This is a genomic window from Vibrio methylphosphonaticus (assembly GCF_023634655.1).
Lineage (GTDB): Bacteria > Pseudomonadota > Gammaproteobacteria > Enterobacterales > Vibrionaceae > Vibrio > Vibrio methylphosphonaticus.
This window is the reverse complement of record NZ_JAMKMS010000022.1, coordinates 16,193-34,928: the sequence shown is the minus strand read 5'-3', so window position 1 is coordinate 34,928 and position 18,736 is coordinate 16,193. Positions and strand designations below refer to the sequence as shown.

16 protein-coding genes are annotated in these 18,736 nt (G+C 45.8%); 3 read left to right on the top strand and 13 right to left on the bottom strand.

The genetic code is table 11. The annotated features are described in order from the left end of the window. Positions 1-57 precede the first annotated feature (57 nt). The gene (punC, locus tag M9196_RS20045) at positions 58-1,263 is read right to left on the bottom strand and encodes a purine nucleoside transporter PunC (protein WP_250619286.1); all 1,206 of its coding nucleotides are present in this window, start codon (positions 1,261-1,263) and stop codon (positions 58-60) included. A gap of 140 nt (positions 1,264-1,403) precedes the next feature. On the opposite strand from punC, the gene punR reads away from it, so the two are divergent. Then, entirely contained in the window at positions 1,404-2,306 is a 903-nt protein-coding gene (punR, locus tag M9196_RS20040; RefSeq protein ID WP_250619285.1) for a DNA-binding transcriptional activator PunR, read from the top strand. A gap of 87 nt (positions 2,307-2,393) precedes the next feature. After that, positions 2,394-4,061, top strand: a complete 1,668-nt coding sequence (locus M9196_RS20035) for a diguanylate cyclase (protein ID WP_250619284.1) — start codon at positions 2,394-2,396, stop codon at positions 4,059-4,061. A 108-nt stretch (positions 4,062-4,169) separates the two neighbouring features. Here the strand turns inward: M9196_RS20035 and ilvA are convergent, their stop codons facing one another. Genes ilvA through ilvG form a run of 5 tightly spaced genes read right to left on the bottom strand, consistent with a single transcriptional unit; the run spans position 4,170 to position 10,468 of the window. After that, entirely contained in the window at positions 4,170-5,705 is a 1,536-nt protein-coding gene (gene ilvA, locus M9196_RS20030; protein WP_250619283.1) for a threonine ammonia-lyase, biosynthetic, read from the bottom strand. An 8-nt stretch (positions 5,706-5,713) separates the two neighbouring features. Then, complete coding sequence (ilvD, locus tag M9196_RS20025; RefSeq protein WP_250619282.1) at positions 5,714-7,555, bottom strand: dihydroxy-acid dehydratase; 1,842 nt, start codon at positions 7,553-7,555, stop codon at positions 5,714-5,716. Between the two features lie 12 nt (positions 7,556-7,567). Beyond that, entirely contained in the window at positions 7,568-8,527 is a 960-nt protein-coding gene (locus tag M9196_RS20020; RefSeq protein ID WP_250619281.1) for a branched-chain amino acid transaminase, read from the bottom strand. 13 nt (positions 8,528-8,540) lie between these two features. Next, positions 8,541-8,822 carry an acetolactate synthase 2 small subunit gene (gene ilvM / locus M9196_RS20015; protein WP_102470035.1) on the bottom strand — a complete coding sequence of 94 codons (282 nt, stop codon included), beginning with the start codon at positions 8,820-8,822 and terminating at the stop codon, positions 8,541-8,543. Further along, positions 8,822-10,468, bottom strand: coding sequence for an acetolactate synthase 2 catalytic subunit (gene ilvG / locus M9196_RS20010; RefSeq protein WP_250619280.1), 1,647 nt, complete (start codon positions 10,466-10,468; stop codon positions 8,822-8,824). Before ilvG ends, ilvM begins: the two co-directional genes overlap by 1 nt. Before the next feature lie 489 nt (positions 10,469-10,957). Here ilvG and M9196_RS20005 point away from each other — a divergent pair, with 489 nt between their 5' ends. Beyond that, positions 10,958-12,481: a YifB family Mg chelatase-like AAA ATPase gene (locus M9196_RS20005; protein WP_250619327.1), complete on the top strand. Its 1,524-nt coding sequence runs from the start codon at positions 10,958-10,960 to the stop codon at positions 12,479-12,481. Here the strand turns inward: M9196_RS20005 and M9196_RS20000 are convergent. From M9196_RS20000 to M9196_RS19970, 7 genes are all read right to left on the bottom strand, one after another. Next, complete coding sequence (locus M9196_RS20000) at positions 12,478-13,455, bottom strand: DUF2860 family protein (RefSeq protein ID WP_284677238.1); 978 nt, start codon at positions 13,453-13,455, stop codon at positions 12,478-12,480. The two genes, M9196_RS20005 and M9196_RS20000, sit on opposite strands and share 4 nt — an antisense overlap. A gap of 145 nt (positions 13,456-13,600) precedes the next feature. Next, complete coding sequence (locus tag M9196_RS19995; RefSeq protein ID WP_250619278.1) at positions 13,601-14,590, bottom strand: DUF2860 family protein; 990 nt, start codon at positions 14,588-14,590, stop codon at positions 13,601-13,603. 184 nt (positions 14,591-14,774) lie between these two features. After that, a complete protein-coding gene (locus M9196_RS19990) occupies positions 14,775-15,374 on the bottom strand; it encodes a thiol:disulfide interchange protein DsbA/DsbL (RefSeq protein ID WP_250619277.1) in 600 nt (199 codons plus the stop codon). 50 nt (positions 15,375-15,424) lie between these two features. After that, positions 15,425-16,408, bottom strand: a complete 984-nt coding sequence (locus M9196_RS19985; protein ID WP_250619326.1) for a serine/threonine protein kinase — start codon at positions 16,406-16,408, stop codon at positions 15,425-15,427. A gap of 63 nt (positions 16,409-16,471) precedes the next feature. Further along, positions 16,472-17,890: a cytochrome c oxidase accessory protein CcoG gene (gene ccoG, locus M9196_RS19980; RefSeq protein ID WP_250619276.1), complete on the bottom strand. Its 1,419-nt coding sequence runs from the start codon at positions 17,888-17,890 to the stop codon at positions 16,472-16,474. A 265-nt stretch (positions 17,891-18,155) separates the two neighbouring features. After that, a complete protein-coding gene (locus M9196_RS19975) occupies positions 18,156-18,422 on the bottom strand; it encodes a YihD family protein (RefSeq protein ID WP_250619275.1) in 267 nt (88 codons plus the stop codon). Positions 18,423-18,538: 116 nt separating this feature from the next. Beyond that, complete coding sequence (locus M9196_RS19970) at positions 18,539-18,706, bottom strand: hypothetical protein (RefSeq protein WP_250619274.1); 168 nt, start codon at positions 18,704-18,706, stop codon at positions 18,539-18,541. Between the last annotated feature and the right edge of the window lie 30 nt (positions 18,707-18,736).

Sequence of the window (18,736 nt, the reverse complement as noted above, 5' to 3'; positions counted from 1 at the left end):
GTTATTTTAAGCGCTTACTTCAAGCGCTTGCCATAAGAATGATTCACACGTTATGAACTACTCGTCATTCGCCACTCGTGAGTTATCAGGAATGGTCAGCTCGCTTGTTAATGCTGGGTTTGAAATGACATACCCTAGCCACATTAATACTAAACACCCTAGGATGACATAACCCACAGCCGCTTGAGCTACCACAGCGAATGTGGCGACGAGAGCACTTGCCAAGCTACTTACACCTATCTGAATACTGTTTTGCAGACCTGCTGCTGTGGCGGAGCAATGTGGTGCGCTAGAAAGGGCACGGTTGACCACGATTGGATAGATCGCTCCGTTGGCGACCGCAAGTAGACAGAACGGCGCCAATATTGGCCACACCGAGGTCAATTGCCATTGGCAAGCCGCAAATACCAGCAAAATAGCTACGGTCTCAAGCCCTAACAGTTGCTTAAGAACGGCTTCATCACCGAGCTTGGCCACAAGTTTCTTACCCATATAACCACCGACCATAAACGCGATAGTTTGTGGGATAAAGCTCAATCCAATATCTTTCGCTGAGTAGCCAAGCTGGCTCATAATTTCTGGCATACCAGTTAAGTAAGCAAAAAATGCCGCTGATGCAACGGCATAAATAAGCACATTCCCGATATAGTCTCTCGATCCTAATAAGCTTTTTAGATCAGTAGAGACCGACGTTGATTTAACCTTAGCGCTGCTATGATCTTTCATCGATAAAGTGATGAGCGCTAATAACGCACCTGTCATTGCAAGGACAACAAAAATACTGTGCCAACCCCAGAACTCCGTCAGGAGTACGCCAAGTTGAGGCGCAAGGGCTGGGGATAGTGCGACTAACGGCATGATCGTTGCGAAAATTTGTTGGCTGGTCTTTTTATCAAACTTGTCGATAACCATCGATTGCCAAATGACAGCGGGAGCACACACGCCGATGGCTTGTAGCATTCGTAATGCTAGCAATTGCCATACTTCTTGACTCCAAGCGAGACCTATTGACGCGACAGTAAAGACAACTAAGCCAGTAAAAAGGGTTTTTCTGTGACCAAAGCGATCGCTCGCCAGACCCCAAACAAATTGTCCTAAGCCCATACCAACTAAAAATACAGTCAATGACAATGCAATTTGTTCTGGTCCGGTAGCAAAATCTTGTTCGATTAACTTGAACGCAGGCAAGTACATATCTGTGGCGATGAATCCAAGCATGGACAGAATAGATAGATAGATGAGTTGCAGTTTAGAGATCTTCATTGTAATTCCTTTGAATTTTTTTCACAGGAATGAGTTGTTTCCAGCCCATGCTGTTGTTGTGGTGTATTCTATTTTTGGAATTACTAAAAATAAAACGCTATATTTTGTGGTTATGAATCAAAAAAATTGAAAGGTAGAATATGTACTCTCGTCCGTCACTTGAAATGTTAGATATGATTGCACGACTCGGCAGTTTTAGTGCGGCAGCAGAAGCATTGCATAAAGTCCCGTCTGCAATCAGTTATAGCGTACGACAGATAGAGCAAGAGATTGGCACCCCTTTGTTTAAGCGATTACCTCGTCGTGTGGAACTGACACCAGCGGGAGAAGTGTTTATCGCAGAGGCGAGACGACTACTTCGCCAAATGGATGAACTGACTCGTCATACTCGGCGGGCGGCCTCGGGGTGGCAGAAGAGACTTAAGTTGACCTTAGACAACATTGTAAAAGTCGATAAATTGTCGGTGTTGATTGAAGATTTTTACGCTGAATTTGAGTCGGCAGAATTACAGATCAATATGGAAGTATACAATGGCTCTTGGGAGGCAATTTCTGAGCAGCGAGCGGATATTGTGATTGGCGCGACGTCGGCGATTCCGGTTAGTGGAGAATATGGAGTGAGACCAATGGGGGAGTTACAGTGGACATTGGTGATGTCCCCCTTACACCCGTGCGCGCAAGCGACTGAGTTAAATGAAGAGTTTGCTAGTCAGTTTCCCGCTATTTGTCTCGATGACACATCACGCGTATTACCAAAGCGTCATACTCAGCATAGCCCTAGACAGCGTCGCTTATTATTGCCGAATTGGTATTCGGCAATAGAGTGTCTGAAAAATGGTGTTGGTATCGGCTACATGCCTCGACATATCGCAGAGCCCCTTATTGATAGCGGTTTGCTGGTGGCGCGATCGCTGAACAATGACACCATAGATAGCCAGTGTTGTTTAGTTTGGCGTAAGGATGACAGCAATAAGTTGATTCAGTGGATGCTTAATTATCTTGGCTCATCAAACCAATTGAATTCGGATTGGTTAAAACACTAAATTAGGCGATATTCTGATTGCTCTTGGTTAAAAAGAACGCTATGTTGTTTTTCTTTTGAACGCTGTTCGGTAAATAAGTTGTAGTGAATGTCGAAGTTAATTGATAAAAAGTGGCAGCTGCTACCCGTTATTGCTCTGTCCGCTGTGATGATTGGGGGCTTGTATGGGTTTTATTTTACCTTAGAGCGCTTGGTTCACGAGTCAGTAAAGCGTACAACAGATTCTCTATTGACTGATGTCATTTATGAAATTCAAGAAGACAGCCCTCGTTTCAATAACAGCTTACAAATTGATGATTATATTGGAGACCTCACTCAGGCAGATGCCGATGCCCGAATTCAGGTTATCAATAGCAATGGCGTTGTCGTTGGCGATACGGCATTGTCAGATCGCGCCTTAGTTGATCTCGATAGTCATGCAAACCGACCAGAGTTTATTCAAGCATGGGAAAATGGGGCGGGTGGTGATGTTCGCTTTAGCTCGGTTCTATCTGTCGATTTGTTATATTCCTCCCGAAAAGTCTATATTGACCAACAAGACTTCGTGGTGGTTCTCTCTGTGCCGATGCATCACCTCAAAGACATGACCTTTCAATTAATGAGTATCTTAATCGGTTTGGCGTTGTTAAGTATTACGATGCTTATTGCTACTTCTTTACTGAGTCATCGTCAGATAGAAGCCAGCGTCACAGCTGAAAAGAACAAGCAGGATGAACGTATACGTCAGCGTACTTTAGAGATTGAACTGATGCACCGTTTGGCCAACATGCTAGCGGCATGTCAGAACTTGGTGGAAGCTCAGCGTGTGGTTGAGGATATCGTGCCGCGAATTCTTGGGCGAGTAAATGGCAGTATTTCATTGATGCGTTCTTCGAGAAACCAACTAGTTAATCAATTGGATTGGGGGGATAAATGGCCTGGTAGTAAGAGTTTCGCTCCCGATGAATGTTGGTCGTTACGCACAGGACGGAGTCATTTATCGATTGAAGAGTTTCATCATTTATCGTGTGAGCATATGTCGGCGATAGATAACAATCAAACCTTATGTATTCCGCTAACGGCCCATGGTAATACGATTGGTATTATGCATTTGTATTTTGGACAGGGTGGAATAGAGGTGGATGAACTCACTACCCAACTGGCATACAGTGTGGCGGAGCATCTTGGCTTAGCGCTAGCGAATTTAAGCTTACAAGAAAAACTCCGCTCACAGGCGTTAAGCGACCCATTAACGGGACTTTACAATCGCCGATTCTTTGAACAAAAACTGACAGAGCACACCAATAACTCAGCAACGAGCAGTGAGTCATTGTCACTACTCATGCTTGATCTTGACCACTTTAAGCGTTTTAACGACAACTTCGGTCATGATGCCGGAGACTATGTTTTAAAAGAGATCAGCTCTTTACTTAAACGAATGGTCGCGGATGATGAAATAGCGTGCCGATTAGGTGGCGAAGAGTTAGCGGTAATCTTACCGCACTGCGATATGCTAGACGCCACTGAATACGCCAATAACATTGTTAATCAGATTCGAACCATGCATTTAGAGCATAAAGGACTATCTTTGGGGCAATTGAGTGTTTCGATTGGTGTTGCGACGTACCCTGATCCCGCGTCCGATATAGAAGCGTTGATTAAGATGGCAGATAAAGCCCTCTATTTAGCGAAAGATCACGGAAGGGACCGAGTGGTGAACTATCGACAGTACAATGAATTTAAATCGCCGGACCTTGGTTTGGTTGAAAATCAGTAGTTGCACTGACTAAGAAAAAATTAATAAAAAAAACGCCTCTAATGAGGCGTTTTTTAATAGGTAAAGCCTGGGCTCTAAATTGGCATAGCGCGTGAGTGAAGCTAGGTGTTATGACAAGAAAAATTGATACGATGGGTTATCCGTTTCATCTTTACATTGGTAGCCCAATTCACGTAGATGTGAGGAAAACTCAGAGAGATCACTTTCTTGTAGCTCGAAGCCACACAGTACACGACCGTAGTCAGCACCATGGTTGCGGTAGTTGAATAGGCTGATATTCCAATGCGTCCCCAGCGTGCTTAGGAACTTCAAAAGAGCGCCTGGATACTCTGGGAATTCAAAGCTATATAATCGCTCCTGAAGAGGCTTAGAGGGCTTACCACCAATCATATAACGGATATGCAGTTTGGCCATCTCATCATCAGACAGGTCAGCAACCGGGTAGCCGCCTGCTCGTAAATCTTTGATGATACTATCGAGCTCTTCTTGACCACCAGCAAGGCGCACACCAACAAAGATATTCGCCAGCTTGTCATCATTGTAACGGTAGTTGAATTCAGTGACAGCGCGGCCGCCAATGATGTTACAGAATTCAAAGAAGGCACCTTGATGTTCTGGGATCGTGACCGCGAGTAAACCTTCTCGCTTTTCACCGAGCTCACAGCGTTCAGAAACATAGCGTAAGCCATGAAAATTGGTATTTGCGCCAGAAAGTACCGTTCCCAATTGCTTATCTTGCAGCGCGTGTTTTTCGGCAAACTTTTTAAGCCCTGCTAACGCAAGCGCGCCAGAAGGCTCTGCGATGGCTCGCGTGTCTTCGAAAATATCTTTTACTGCAGAACATATTTCGTCACTGGAGACGGTAATGTGCCCATCAATGTATTCTTGGCAAAGGCGGAAGGTTTCTTGACCGATAATTTTCACCGCAACGCCATCAGCAAACATACTCACTTGGTCTAAAGCGACGGGCTTTCCAGCGTCTAGTGCAGCTTTCAAGCACGCAGAGTCTTCAGGCTCCACTGCGATAACTTTGATTTCCGGCATCAGTTGTTTGACTAATACCGCGATGCCAGCCGCCAAACCACCGCCACCGACTGGAACAAAAATATAGTCGAGATGACCATTTTGTTGCAGCATTTCCATTCCAATCGTGCCTTGTCCAGCAATGACAAGGGGGTGATCAAAGGGAGGCACAAAGGTAAAACCGTGCAAATCGGATAAACGCTCTGCTTCGGCTTTTGCTTCATCAAAGTTGTTGCCATGTAAGACAACCTGACCACCAAAACTTCGCACCGCATCCACTTTAATATCTGGCGTGGTTTTAGGCATCACGATGGTCGTGCTAATGCCTAGCTTGGTACCAGACAGCGCCATACCTTGTGCGTGGTTACCTGCTGAGGCCGCGATGACGCCCGCTTTTTTTTGCGCTTCAGTAAGGTTGGATACCATGTTATAGGCACCGCGTAGCTTAAATGAATGCACGGGCTGGCGATCTTCACGTTTGATTTGCACGTTATTCTGAATACGAGCAGATAAGCGAGGCATATCTTGCAATGGCGTTAATGTCGCCACTTCGTAAACGGGAGCGCGTAATACCTGGCGCAGATACTCTGCGCCGGTTTTGGGAAAACTATCAGTACTCATTTTTGATACTACCCCTCGAGTTTAGACTTGTCTCGCACTGCACCTTTATCCGCACTTGTTGCCATACTCGCATACGCTTTAAGTGCCAAAGAAACGACACGCTCACGATTGGCAGGTTTCCAGCCCAGCTGGTTTTGTGCTTCACGTCGAGCTGCTAACTCCTCTTCTGGGACATCCAGAGAAATAGAACGCGCAGGGATATTGATATTAATAATATCGCCATTGTTTACCAGGCCAATGGCGCCACCGTTAGCGGCTTCTGGAGAGGCGTGACCAATCGATAGGCCTGACGTACCACCTGAGAAGCGACCGTCGGTAAGCAACGCACATTCTTTACCCAGTCCCATAGACTTGAGGTATGTGGTTGGGTAGAGCATTTCCTGCATACCAGGGCCACCTTTAGGGCCTTCATAACGGATAATGACAACATCGCCCGCTTTGACTTTACCACCCAAAATACCGTCTACCGCATCTTCTTGGCTTTCAAAAACCACGGCCGGGCCACGGAAGATGAGGCTGTCTTCATCGACACCAGCGGTTTTGACAATACAGCCATCGACGGCAATGTTTCCGCTCAGTACGGCTAGTCCGCCCTCTTGGCTAAAGGCATTTTCCTTGGTGCGGATACAGCCCTCTTTGCGATCATCATCGAGGCGATCCCAACGGCAATCTTGAGAAAAGGCTTTTGTGGTGCGGATGCCGGCAGGGCCAGCGCGGAAGAACGTTAGCACGTCTTCATCTTCGGTTTGCATGATGTCGTATTGCGCCAATTGCTCTTTCATAGAAAGACCGAGTACAGTACGCGTATCGTTATTGAGCAATCCTGCACGATCAAGTTCACCCAGAATCGCCATCACACCACCAGCACGGTGGACATCTTCCATATGGTATTTCGGTGTCGATGGTGCCACTTTACATAGGTGTGGGACACGGCGTGACATCTCATCGATATCATTCATGTCGAAGTCAATCTCACCTTCTTGCGCGGAGGCTAAGAGGTGCAGAACGGTATTACTTGACCCACCCATCGCAATGTCTAGCGCCATCGCGTTCTCAAACGCAGCACGGTTGGCAATATTGCGTGGCAGTGCAGATTCATCGTCTTGTTCGTAGTAACGCTTGGTTAGTTCGATGATGCGCTTGCCGGCATTGAGGAATAATTGTTCACGGTCAGCGTGGGTCGCTAACATAGAACCGTTACCTGGTTGAGAAAGGCCGAGAGCTTCTGTTAGACAGTTCATTGAGTTGGCCGTAAACATACCAGAACATGAACCACAAGTTGGGCAGGCAGAACGCTCAACTTGCTCACTTTGCTCATCAGAAATCGTTGGATCGGCACCTTGGATCATGGCATCAACCAGATCCAGTTTAATGATTTGATCGGAAAGCTTGGTTTTACCCGCTTCCATAGGACCGCCAGAGACAAAGATAACTGGAATGTTGAGGCGCATTGCTGCCATCATCATTCCTGGGGTGATTTTGTCACAGTTGGAGATACACACCATAGCATCGGCACAGTGCGCATTGACCATGTATTCAACCGAATCGGCAATCAGCTCTCGTGATGGCAGTGAATACAGCATGCCGCCGTGACCCATCGCAATGCCATCATCAACAGCAATCGTATTAAATTCTTTAGCAATACCGCCGGCTTTTTCAATTTCCCCCGCCACCAGCTGACCCATATCTTTAAGATGGACGTGACCTGGGACGAATTGGGTGAACGAGTTGACGACAGCAATAATTGGCTTGCCAAAGTCTTCGTCTTTAACACCCGTTGCTCGCCAAAGTGCACGAGCACCCGCCATATTACGACCGTGTGTTGAGGTCGCGGATTTGTAGATAGGCATTGTACTCGCTCCTTATTTTACTGATGCAGTGTTGTTAGCGTCTTGTGGGTAGACATAGTCGAGCCAACCCCATTTATCTTCAGTGGTACCGTTGAACAGACCAAAGTAAGCGTCTTGCATGACTTTAGTAATAGGCCCACGCTTTCCTTCGCCCACTTCAATTTTATCTACAGAACGAACCGGCACGATTTCAGCAGCGGTGCCTGTCATGAAAATCTCATCGGCAAGGTATAGTGCTTCGCGGGCAATGTTGGTTTCACGAACGTCATAACCCATATCTTTGGCAATCGTCATAATGCTGTCACGAGTAATGCCAGGAAGAATTGCGCTGGTGGCAGGTGGTGTCATGATGATGCCATCTTTGATGACGAAGATGTTCTCGCCAGCACCTTCAGAGAGGTAGCCATCAACACTCAGAGCGATACCTTCGTCATAGCCGTGACGTCGAGCCTCACCACCAACAAGTAAAGATGATAGGTAATTACCGCCCGCCTTTGCCGCGGTTGGAATTGTGTTGGGAGCGGCGCGATTCCAGCTGGAAATCATGGCGTCCACGCCATTTGCAAGCGCTTCTTCACCTAGATAAGAACCCCATGGGAAGGCGGCAATAATCAATTCCATGACAGAATCTTCTGGTGGGCAAACACCTAGTCCAACGTTACCAACAAAACCAAGAGGACGAATGTACGCGGACTCGAGTTTATTTTGGCGAACGGTTTCACGGGTCGCTTCCATGATCTCTTCTTCGGTATAAGGGATCGGGAAACGGTAGATTTTTGCTGAGTTTTTTAGACGTTTTGCGTGCTCTGGGTGGCGGAAGATAACCGGGCCATTCGGAGTATTGTAACAACGCACGCCTTCAAAAACCGACGTACCATAGTGCATAGCATGAGTAAGGACATGAACATTTGCCTCAGCCCATGGAACCATTTCACCATTAAACCAAATAAAATCTGCTGTACTTGTAGCCATTTAGCGTTCTTCCTTATGCACTTTGTTCTTGTAGGTTGTGATTCGTCAGCTGGTTAGTTTTGAGTTCAGTGACGTCAACAGTACGAATATCCCAGAGTTTTTCAATCTGATTGATCAGCGTAGAAATCGGACGATCACTATCAACGATTATCTCTACACTGGCAATCTTGCTTTCATGATTTTGTGTCGCGGCAACTTGCTTGATGATAAATCCACGATGGCGGATCACGCGCAATACTCGCTCAAGTAGGACGCTTTTATCATCCGCTTTTATATCTAGTAGGTATCGGTTCATTAGGTATTCTCCAACATATCGCTGTTTGAGGCACCAGGTGGTACCAATGGCCATACATTTTCTTCTTCGTCGATCAATACATGTAAGAGGTAGGCTGTTTTACTTTCCAGCATCTCTTTCAAAGCCGGTTCGACTTCTTCTTTTCGAGTAATGGTTTTACCTGGAATATCAAATGCCTTTGCTAGCATGACGAAGTCTGGATTATCATCCAAAATGGTTTCACTGTGGCGACCATCAAAAAAGAGGGACTGCCATTGTCTAACCATACCTAACCTTTGGTTGTTAAGTAATACCATCTTGACCGGGATTTGGCGGCGTTTGAGAGTGCCCAGTTCTTGTACGTTCATCATAAACGACCCATCACCAGAGATGAGGATTGATTGGTCGTCAGGACGTCCTACGGCGGCGCCCATTGAGGCAGGCAAGCCAAAGCCCATCGTGCCTAATCCTGCCGAAGTAATAAAGTTCTCAGGCATGCGTGGTTGAATGTGTTGTGCTGCCCACATTTGGTGCTGCCCAACGTCGGTAGAGACGATGGAAGACTCCGGCATCATGTCAGATAGTTGCTTAAGTAGTAATGGTGCAAAAATCAGATCGCCAGGGTGGTCATAGCGCCATTTGAAGCCACTTCTTAGGCTTTCACTATGGTGAGCCCAAGGGGAAATGTCTTTAGATAGCTCTAGCTGGGACAAAATGACATTGATGTCGCCTCGAAGAGCGGCATTGGCCGTTCTTAACTTATTAAATTCCGCAGCATCGATATCTATATGAATGACTTTGGCATGGGGAGCAAACGTATCGAGCTTACCCGTTACTCGGTCATCAAATCGCGCGCCAACGACAATAAGCAGGTCACATTCTTGTACTATGATGTTGGCGGCTTTAGTTCCGTGCATCCCTAGCATGCCTAAGTAGTGCGGATCATTGCGATCAATCGTACCAAGACCTTTCAAGGTACTGACCGATGGCATTGGGTTTAATCGCAGAAACTCGCGCACAGAATCAGTGGCATGAGCGAGTTGTACTCCACCACCCACATACAAAACAGGGCGAGAACTTTGGTTGAGAAGTTGTTGCGCTAGGTCTATTTGCTCTGGGTTTGCCACAGGTATAGCGGGAGGCGTAAATGGCGGTAAAATATCAACAGGGGTCTGAGCAAGTTGAACATCTTTAGCGATATCAACGATGACAGGGCCAGGACGCCCCGTTTTCGCTACTTCAAACGCTTCCGCTAAGGTTGGGGCAAGATCATTAATGTCGGTAACTAGGTAACTGTGTTTAGTACAAGATAACGACATACCAATGACATCCATTTCTTGGAAAGCATCGGTACCTATATGGGTGCTGGCGACTTGGCCAGTGATTGCGACGAGAGGGATGGAATCAAGAAAAGCATCGGCAAGGCCGGTAACAAGGTTGGTGGCACCAGGGCCTGAGGTTGCCATACAGACCGCGACATCTTTGGTGGCTCTTGCCATGCCTATTGCTGCCATCGCTGCCCCTTGCTCGTGTCGGCATAGAATATGTTCTACCCCGCCATCATAGAGAGCATCGTAGATGGGCATGATGGCTCCACCGGGGTAACCAAACACAGTCTTAATACCTTGTTGCGCTAATGCAGCAACAACTAACTCAGCACCTGTCATTGCTTTCTCCTTGTTGACCGCATAGTGACTTGCGGTTTTCTATCGTTCGACTGCACATAGTGTGCTCCCATATCTTCCGTTTTGTCATTGCTACGAGGTGACACTCGTTTTCGTGACCGTCATCAAATTTTCGTTTTAGAGTTTGTAAAAAAACCCCCGGACTTTTCAGTGCGGGGGTTTTTTGAATCTAGTGGCTATTTTCTGCCCACATTCCCCCGTGTGTTCCTAATCAGGACCACAATAATCAGAGTAATCAGAGTGTGAGCATAAGCACTAAAAGTCATTTCAAATATTTAATCGTTTGCTTTGTGTTGAACAAAAGTATCTATGTCCTTAGTGGTATCACATATTTCTGTTACCTGACAAGCAAAACCTCATTCTTTTTTCACATTTTATCAGCATCAAATCAGGCTATATAACAAGGTCTATTTATAAAACTCTGCATTTTTGAGGGGTTATCGAATGAATTTAGCTGAAAAAAGGGATGATATGGGATTATCGATTATTTACAGCCGAGCAAGTGTTGGCGTCGAGGCACCACTCGTAACGGTGGAGGTGCATATCAGTAATGGTATGCCAGGTTTTACATTAGTCGGGTTGCCTGAAACGACGGTTAAAGAATCTAAGGACCGAGTTCGCAGCGCTATTATTAATTCTCGATTTGAATTTCCGGCTAAGCGTATTACGGTGAATCTTGCGCCTGCTGATTTGCCTAAGGAAGGTGGGCGGTTTGATCTCCCTATCGCTTTAGGCATTCTAGCAGCGTCTGAACAGTTGCCTAAGAGTTTGCTGTTACAGCATGAGTTTATTGGAGAGTTGGCGTTGTCGGGAGCGCTGAGGACGGTGAAAGGGGTATTGCCTGCTGCGCTTGCCGCAGATAAATCTTTACGTCAACTCATTGTGCCAGAAGGCAATGCGAATCAGGCTGCTCTTGTGGGGAAAGATAAGCATAAATCGGCGTCAGGGTTACTGGAAGTGTGTGCCTATTTGATGGGGCAGCAGGCGTTGGGCTTAAAGACGACACTGGCAACCAAGGCCGTGAAACAAGACGTGAGAGACCTGCAAGACATCATCGGGCAGCAGCAAGGGAAGCGAGCCTTGGAGATAGCAGCGGCAGGCAATCATAATTTACTTTTTTTAGGCCCGCCGGGTACTGGTAAAACAATGTTAGCGTCGCGGTTGTGTGACTTATTACCTGTCATGAGTGATATGGAAGCCATTGAAACTGCTTCTGTTGGGTCTTTGACTCAACTAGAAATTAATGAAGATAACTGGAAACAAAGACCTTTTCGAGCTCCGCATCACTCAAGTTCTATGGCGGCGCTAGTAGGAGGAGGGAGCATTCCTAGGCCGGGGGAAATATCTCTTGCCCATAACGGACTGCTGTTCTTGGATGAAATGCCAGAGTTTGAGCGTAAAGTCCTCGATTCATTACGTGAGCCGCTTGAATCTGGGGAGATTGTAATTTCTCGTGCGCAAGGGAAAACCCGCTTTCCAGCGCGCTTTCAACTTGTCGGCGCTCTTAATCCGAGTCCAACGGGTTACTATGATGAGAGTCAAGCTCGCGTCGCACCTCAGGCGATTTTGCGTTACTTAAGCCGATTGTCAGGACCGTTGTTAGATCGATTTGATATGTCGATTGAAATCCCATTGCTTCCTAAAGGCATGCTTGCTGAAGGGGGCGATCGAGGAGAGTCGACGGCGGACGTAAAATTACGAGTTATCGAAGCAAGGGACAAAATGTTAGCGCGGTCTGGCAAAGCCAATGCGTTACTGCAAAGCCGTGAGATTGAAAAGTATTGTCCGTTGGCGAAGCCGGATGCGGAGTTTCTAGAAGGAGCTTTGCATCGGCTTGGTTTATCCATTCGAGCCTATCACCGCATTATTAAAGTGGCGCGAACCATTGCTGATTTGTCTAATGAGCCTGAGATTCAACGAGCCCATTTAGCGGAGGCATTAGGATATCGCGCTATGGATCGCTTGCTTAAGCAGCTTACGGCGCAGTCCGTCTAAAAGGCGAAGTTCATACCTATTGAGGTAATCCAATCTGAAGAGTCATAAAAAGTGATACTTGAGTCAGTCGCGTTGTATCCCGATAAGGAGATCAGCGAGAGTGATTCTATGTTCCATAAAGAGAGATATTCATAAGCTAAGAAGGCACTGTATTTGTCATCGATTCGGCCAGCTTGATCAAAAATGACATTGTGGCCTCGGTACTCGTGGTTCATGTAGCTCATGGTAATCGCAAAGCTATGTTGGTTCAGAGCAAACAGGGTGGTCAGTTCTCCACCTGCACCTTGGTTATTGACGGCGCTTCCTTTGGTATCATCTAATAAGTAGATAATCGATGGGAACATCGTCCAAGACTCATTGAGTGCTAATGTATAAGAGCCTTTTGCATAGTAAAAGTCACTATTTCGGTCGTACTGGGTCGCGTGAGATGTTGGGCTTTGAGTTGCAGAGGCTTCATCGGTAACCACTCGCGTGCCATACGCCATGTCTAAGGTAAATAGGGACCCGGCAATGTTTTCTATTTGTAGTCGATAGGCATCGCCTGTAGCTTCCGCTTGCTCCAATTGGTCTGCGGCAACGTACGGATTCTTCCAAATCGGTTCTCCGACCACGGTTGGCAGGTAAGAGACACTCCAAATAGAGTTATCTGAAAATTGTTGTCTGTAACCACCTTCAAGTACAAAGGTGCCTACGGCGATATCATTGCGGGAAGTACCGAAAAACCATTGTTTGTTGCGCGTTGCTCCGTACGTGTAGTTTAAGGTACCTAGAGGTAACCAAAAGTCATCGTATGCTTCTTCAGAGGTACTGATATTGGGGTTATCACTGGCAATTAGATTCGATTTATCACCAACTTTTGCGTTACTCAATGATATTTCTCCACTGAATCCTTGGACAGGAGCTAAGGCTGCAAATGACGCTGGGGCATAAGTCAGAGAAGTGAAAAGTGAGAGAAAAAGCAGCCGTGCAGTCATTGTCCATCCCGTGGTAAGTGAATCGGAGGCTTGTGATTTATCCGCTTCAAAAATTTAGGGTGGTACTGTAGCGATAAAAAATGGCTTAACAAAATGCCTTGTTAAGCCAACTATCACTCAAGCTAATGGGTAGTTAGGTAACCTATTAAAAGGCCCAGTTTAAACCAACTGCAGTAATCCAGTTCTTTTCATCGTAAAAAGCAATATTGGAGGTACTGTTGGTAACACCTCCAAAGGCAACAAGGGAAAGGTTATTAGAATAAAAAATGCCAGGGTATTCGTACGCTAGGAATGCTTTCCATTCATCATCATTACGAGTTGTATCGGAAAAAAGAGGGTTGCTCGCATCATAATCACGTTTTAAGTAGCCCAGGGTGAATGCTAATTTGTGATTACCAAGTGAGGCAAAAGAGGATATCTCGGCTCCATAAGAGTTATGCTTCATAGCGCTACCTTGGGCGTCTTGTTGGGTATAAATCAAGGCTGGGTAAAGAAGCAATTCTCGGCTGATGGGGAGCATCATCTTAAACTTACCGTAGAGGATGTCGGCATTGCGATCTAGAGTTTGAGCTTGCTCCGATGTGATGGCGCTATTTATCAACCCAGACTTTTCCTCGTCCAGTTCACGTTTACCATAGGCCAGGTCAAGGCTGAATAACGAGCCGGCAATATTGTCAAATTGTACTCGGTAGGCCGTGCCTTTTTCATTGGTGGTGGTTCGCGCGTCGCTCGTATAGGGATCTTGCCATACCTCGCCTTCAAGAATCGTTGGCAAAATAGATAAGCTGACTTTTGTGCGATCTTTAAATAAATATTTGTAGCCCGCTTCTAGTGCGACCGTACCGACGGCAATGTCCGCTCTTGATGTACCAAGAAACACTTGATGATTTGAACGAGAACCAAACGTGTATTGCACGTTACCTAGAGGTAAAACCAGAGCTGAACTGTTGTTCTGTGGGTCTCCATTATAAAGCCGAAATTCATCATCCGTGTTGGTTAAGTTAGACGTTGTGCTGCTATATGCTGCGTTCACAGCAATTTCACCACTAAAGCCGTTACTTTCGCCTAGCTTCGCCATTGAAGGCGCTGAAATACTGCTGACAGCAATTGCTATGACAGTCCATGTCAAATTCATACGTTTCCCTTTTTTGTTTAAAGACGTTGTTAATCTAATTATATGTTTCGCTTATGTTATTGGATCAGAATAAGCGCGTTTTGTGTGACTAACAAGACAATAAATTCATCGGCTTACTAAGAGGTATTTTCTTGAAGTGAAAAAAAACCGAGCATAATTGCTCGGTTTAGTGAATGGTTAGCGGTTACTTCTTCAGTAGGAAGTTGACTAACTCAAAATATTCGTCGAGCGACTGAATGCTACCCGCTTCGACAAGGTATTGGTTGTTGACGATAACGGCAGGCACGCCTGAAAGGCCACTGTCTTTAAATTGTTTATCAAAACGACGCACCATTGAGTCGACCGCAAAGCCGTTAAATGTCGCATCAAATTTCTTCGCATCAACGCCTTCATCTAAGAAAATTTGGCGCAGTTCTTCGTCATTACGAGGCGCTTGTTGCATGGTGTGAATGCGATTAAATAATACCGGCACCATTTTATCTTCAACTTTCAAAGCAACCATAGTGGCGTACGCTTTACTCATTGACATACCCATATTGCCTCCCATGAATGATACATGGTTCTTTTGGAACTTGGCATCAGCTGGGATTTTTGTTTTTAGCTGCTCAATGATTGGCTCAAAGCTATTGCAGTGTGGGCAATAAAAAGAGAAAAATTCAGTGACCGTTGGCTTGGTGGTAGGTTCTGTTTCTAGCACTTTATAATGGGTGCCTTCTTCAAATTGCGCAGCGCTTACACCTACACTCACAAGAAGCGTAGCAAATAATGCGATAAATCTTTTCATTGTTGTCTCCATGTACAATTCAAATCCTTAAGCGGATGGTCGTTAGTTTGTCACCACTGTGGCTGTAATGAAAGTGGCTTTTCATTGAGGGCAGCCATTTGTTCTTTAAAGCCAAGCACTTGCCCTTCCCAGTATTTAGGATCATTGAACCAAGGAAAAGCCAAAGGGAAGGCCGGATCATTCCAGCGCTTCGCCAGCCAAGCCATGTAATACACCATACGTAGACCGCGCAGGGGCTCAATTAGTTTCAATTGGCTAGAAGGAAAGTCATGGAACTCTTGGTAGCCTTCAAGAATAATGTCTAACTGCATCATTTTATCTTGTCTGTCGCCACTTAATAGCATCCATAGGTCTTGCACCGCTGGACCATTTCTAGCGTCATCTAAATCGACAAACATAGGTCCATCGCGCCACAGAATATTACCCGGGTGGCAATCGCCGTGTAAACGAATGATGCTGCTTGGCTCCCAATGTGTTTCAATTTGGCCAATGAGCATATCGAGGTCACTGAAGAAGGCGTTCTCGAGATGCATGGGGATAAAGCTTGAGGATTGCAGCAGCTTTCTTGGTTGGTAGAGGTACTCTTCCAAACCTATAGTTGGCCTGTGCTCAAAAGGCTGTGCTGCACCTACTTTATGCATTCGACCCAGAAAGCGTCCCACCCACTCTAACTGCTCTAAGTTGTCGACTTCAAATTGTCGGCCGCCCTCGCTGATAAAGAGGGTAAAAAAGTAGCCTTCATATTGATGAATGGTTGTGCCATTAAGAATAAGAGGTGCTGAAATAGGGACATCATGGGCGACCAATTCATGGGCAAAGTCGTGCTCTTCTTGAATTTGTGCAAGTGACCATCGCTGTGGGCGATAGAATTTGACGACAAATCGTTTTTTGTCTTCATCGGTAAACTGATAGACCCGGTTTTCGTAGCTGTTAAGGGGAAGAAGCCCGGACTCCGCTCGAATACCAATACTCTCTAGTGCATACCACATAAAGTCTGGTGTTAGAGCGTCAAAATTGAACGCTTGGTCTGTCATTATCCAACTAAAAAGGCTCATTGCTGAGCCTTTTCCTATTATTTATGGTGAAGGGGCGCTCGCCTAGAGTTTTTTAAGAAACCGGCTTTCCACTTCGATAGAAAAGTCATTATTGTCACTCAGTATAAACTGAATTGTGGCAACGGGTGAACGGAGTTGTTCTGGATCAACACCAAGACTCATTGGCAAGTTCAACACTTCACCTGGGTCGACGGTTATGGTTTGTCGTCCATACCAAACAACGGAATCCAAGCCTGAGACGGAAAGAGTATATTGTTGTTCTTGTTGTGTTTTGTTAATTATTTTTAGCGTGTAGGTATTTTCAACTAAGCCGTCGCTGTTGGTTCGAGATAACTGACTGCGATCCCTCAATACACTTAATCCAGCAGGGTCGACCGTGGATATTTGTACAAAGAACAGAGCAATCATGACAAGAAGGATGGCGCCATACCCGAGCAGTTTTGGTCGCATGACTTTCGTGTGTTTACCTGACAAACGATGCTCTGTGGTGTAGTTAATTAAACCTTTCTCGTAGCCCATGCGGTCCATGGTATTATCACAGGCGTCAATACAAGCCCCACAGTTTATACACTCGTACTGCAGCCCATCACGAATATCAATACCCGTTGGACAGACCTGAACACATAAGTCGCAGTCAATGCAATCACCGAGTCCTAAAGCTTTGTGATCGGCTTTGCGAGGGCGAGGACCACGTTGTTCCCCGCGTTTTGGGTTGTAGCCGACAATAAAGGTATCTTTATCAAACATCGCAGATTGAAAGCGGGCATAAGGGCACATGTGAATACACATGATAGAACGCATCCAACCGGCATTTCCGTAGGTGCAACCAGCAAAAAATAACACCCAAAAGACGGGCCAAAAGCTGGCGTTAAAACTAAAGAAGTCGACAACTAAATCGCTAATCGGCACAAAGTACCCGGTAAAGGTAAAGCCTGTAGCCAGTGCGATGGTTAACCATGCTAAATGTTTCAGGGCCTTTCGGACTGCCAGATTTGCGGTGAGTTTGTTTGAATCCTGTTTGCGTCGTTTATTGGCGCTGCCTTCCAGTTTTTCTTCAAACCAGATGTACATGAAGGTCCAAACTGTCTGTGGACATAAATACCCGCACCATACACGTCCCAAGAAGGTGGTGATAAAGAATAGCCCGAAAGCGGCCACCATAAACAGCAGTGCAAGTAATGTTAAATCTTGCGGGTAAAGGGTAGTACCGAAAAAGTTAAACTGCTGGTTACCAATGTCTAGGAGAATCGCTTGACGCTCTCCATAAGGAATCCAAGGGATAATTGCGAATAAAAGCAGCAAGAACCAGCCGCCGTAGCGCCTGAGCTTTTGAAACGTTCCTTTACTCTCACGTACATAAATTCGATTGCTAGGGTTAAAACGATCTCCGTTACCTTTGTGTGTTTTAGGATTGAACGTTTTTGGTGTCACGTCCTTTATGTCAATCTTATCCTGACTCATGTGAAGCGGTCCTTCTTAGGCTGGCGGCATGTTTTGACATGCTCTATTTTTTCCGACATTGCGAGGTAGTGTTTACCCATGAAAAAAGCGAGTAGCTAAAACTATCGATAAGTATCAGTGTCTATGTAACTAGAAACCGCGCCGATTATAACCTCGATAACAAACTCTTTTCTTTAAGGCTATCAACCTTTAACAAGAAAGATGAAATCAACGCATATAAAAACGCTCCTAAGGATAGAGGAGCGTTTTGGAAAGTAGAGTGGGATTATTTGATGATGCCGCGAGCTTTCAGTAAAGCGGTTTTAAAGTCATCTTCTTGGTCTTTGGCAAGACCTGGAATCATGTCGTCTTTTTGGCTATTACGCATTTTGAGATGATAAATGAGCACATCGTCAGTCAGTTCGGCAAGCTCTCCGTTATAACCCGCTTCATTGGCGAGTTTAACGATGAACTCCATTAAGTTGAGGTCCGGTTCTTTTTGCCACTCAGGCTGCATAAGTTCGATGATTTCGTTGAGGCGATGACACTTCATACATTACTCCACAATATTTATAGTGATTTTTGCATCAAAATATCAAAGTTCATGGCAATAACCAATATGAGAAACGTCTAGGCATAAAAAAAGCGCAGGGTGTCTGCGCTTTTTTATTATGCTGCTTTAACGACTTTTGTTGGCGTTGGTGCCAAAAGAGCACTTTTTTCAACAAGCGTCATAGAAGGAGCGGCCTGTTTTGCGACAAAAGCAGGAGCAAAGCCACTGCGACGACGCGACGCACCACGATTTGAGTGCGAAAACCTGACAGGAGTAGGGCGCATTGCTATACCTAACAGTCAGGCAATTCCATT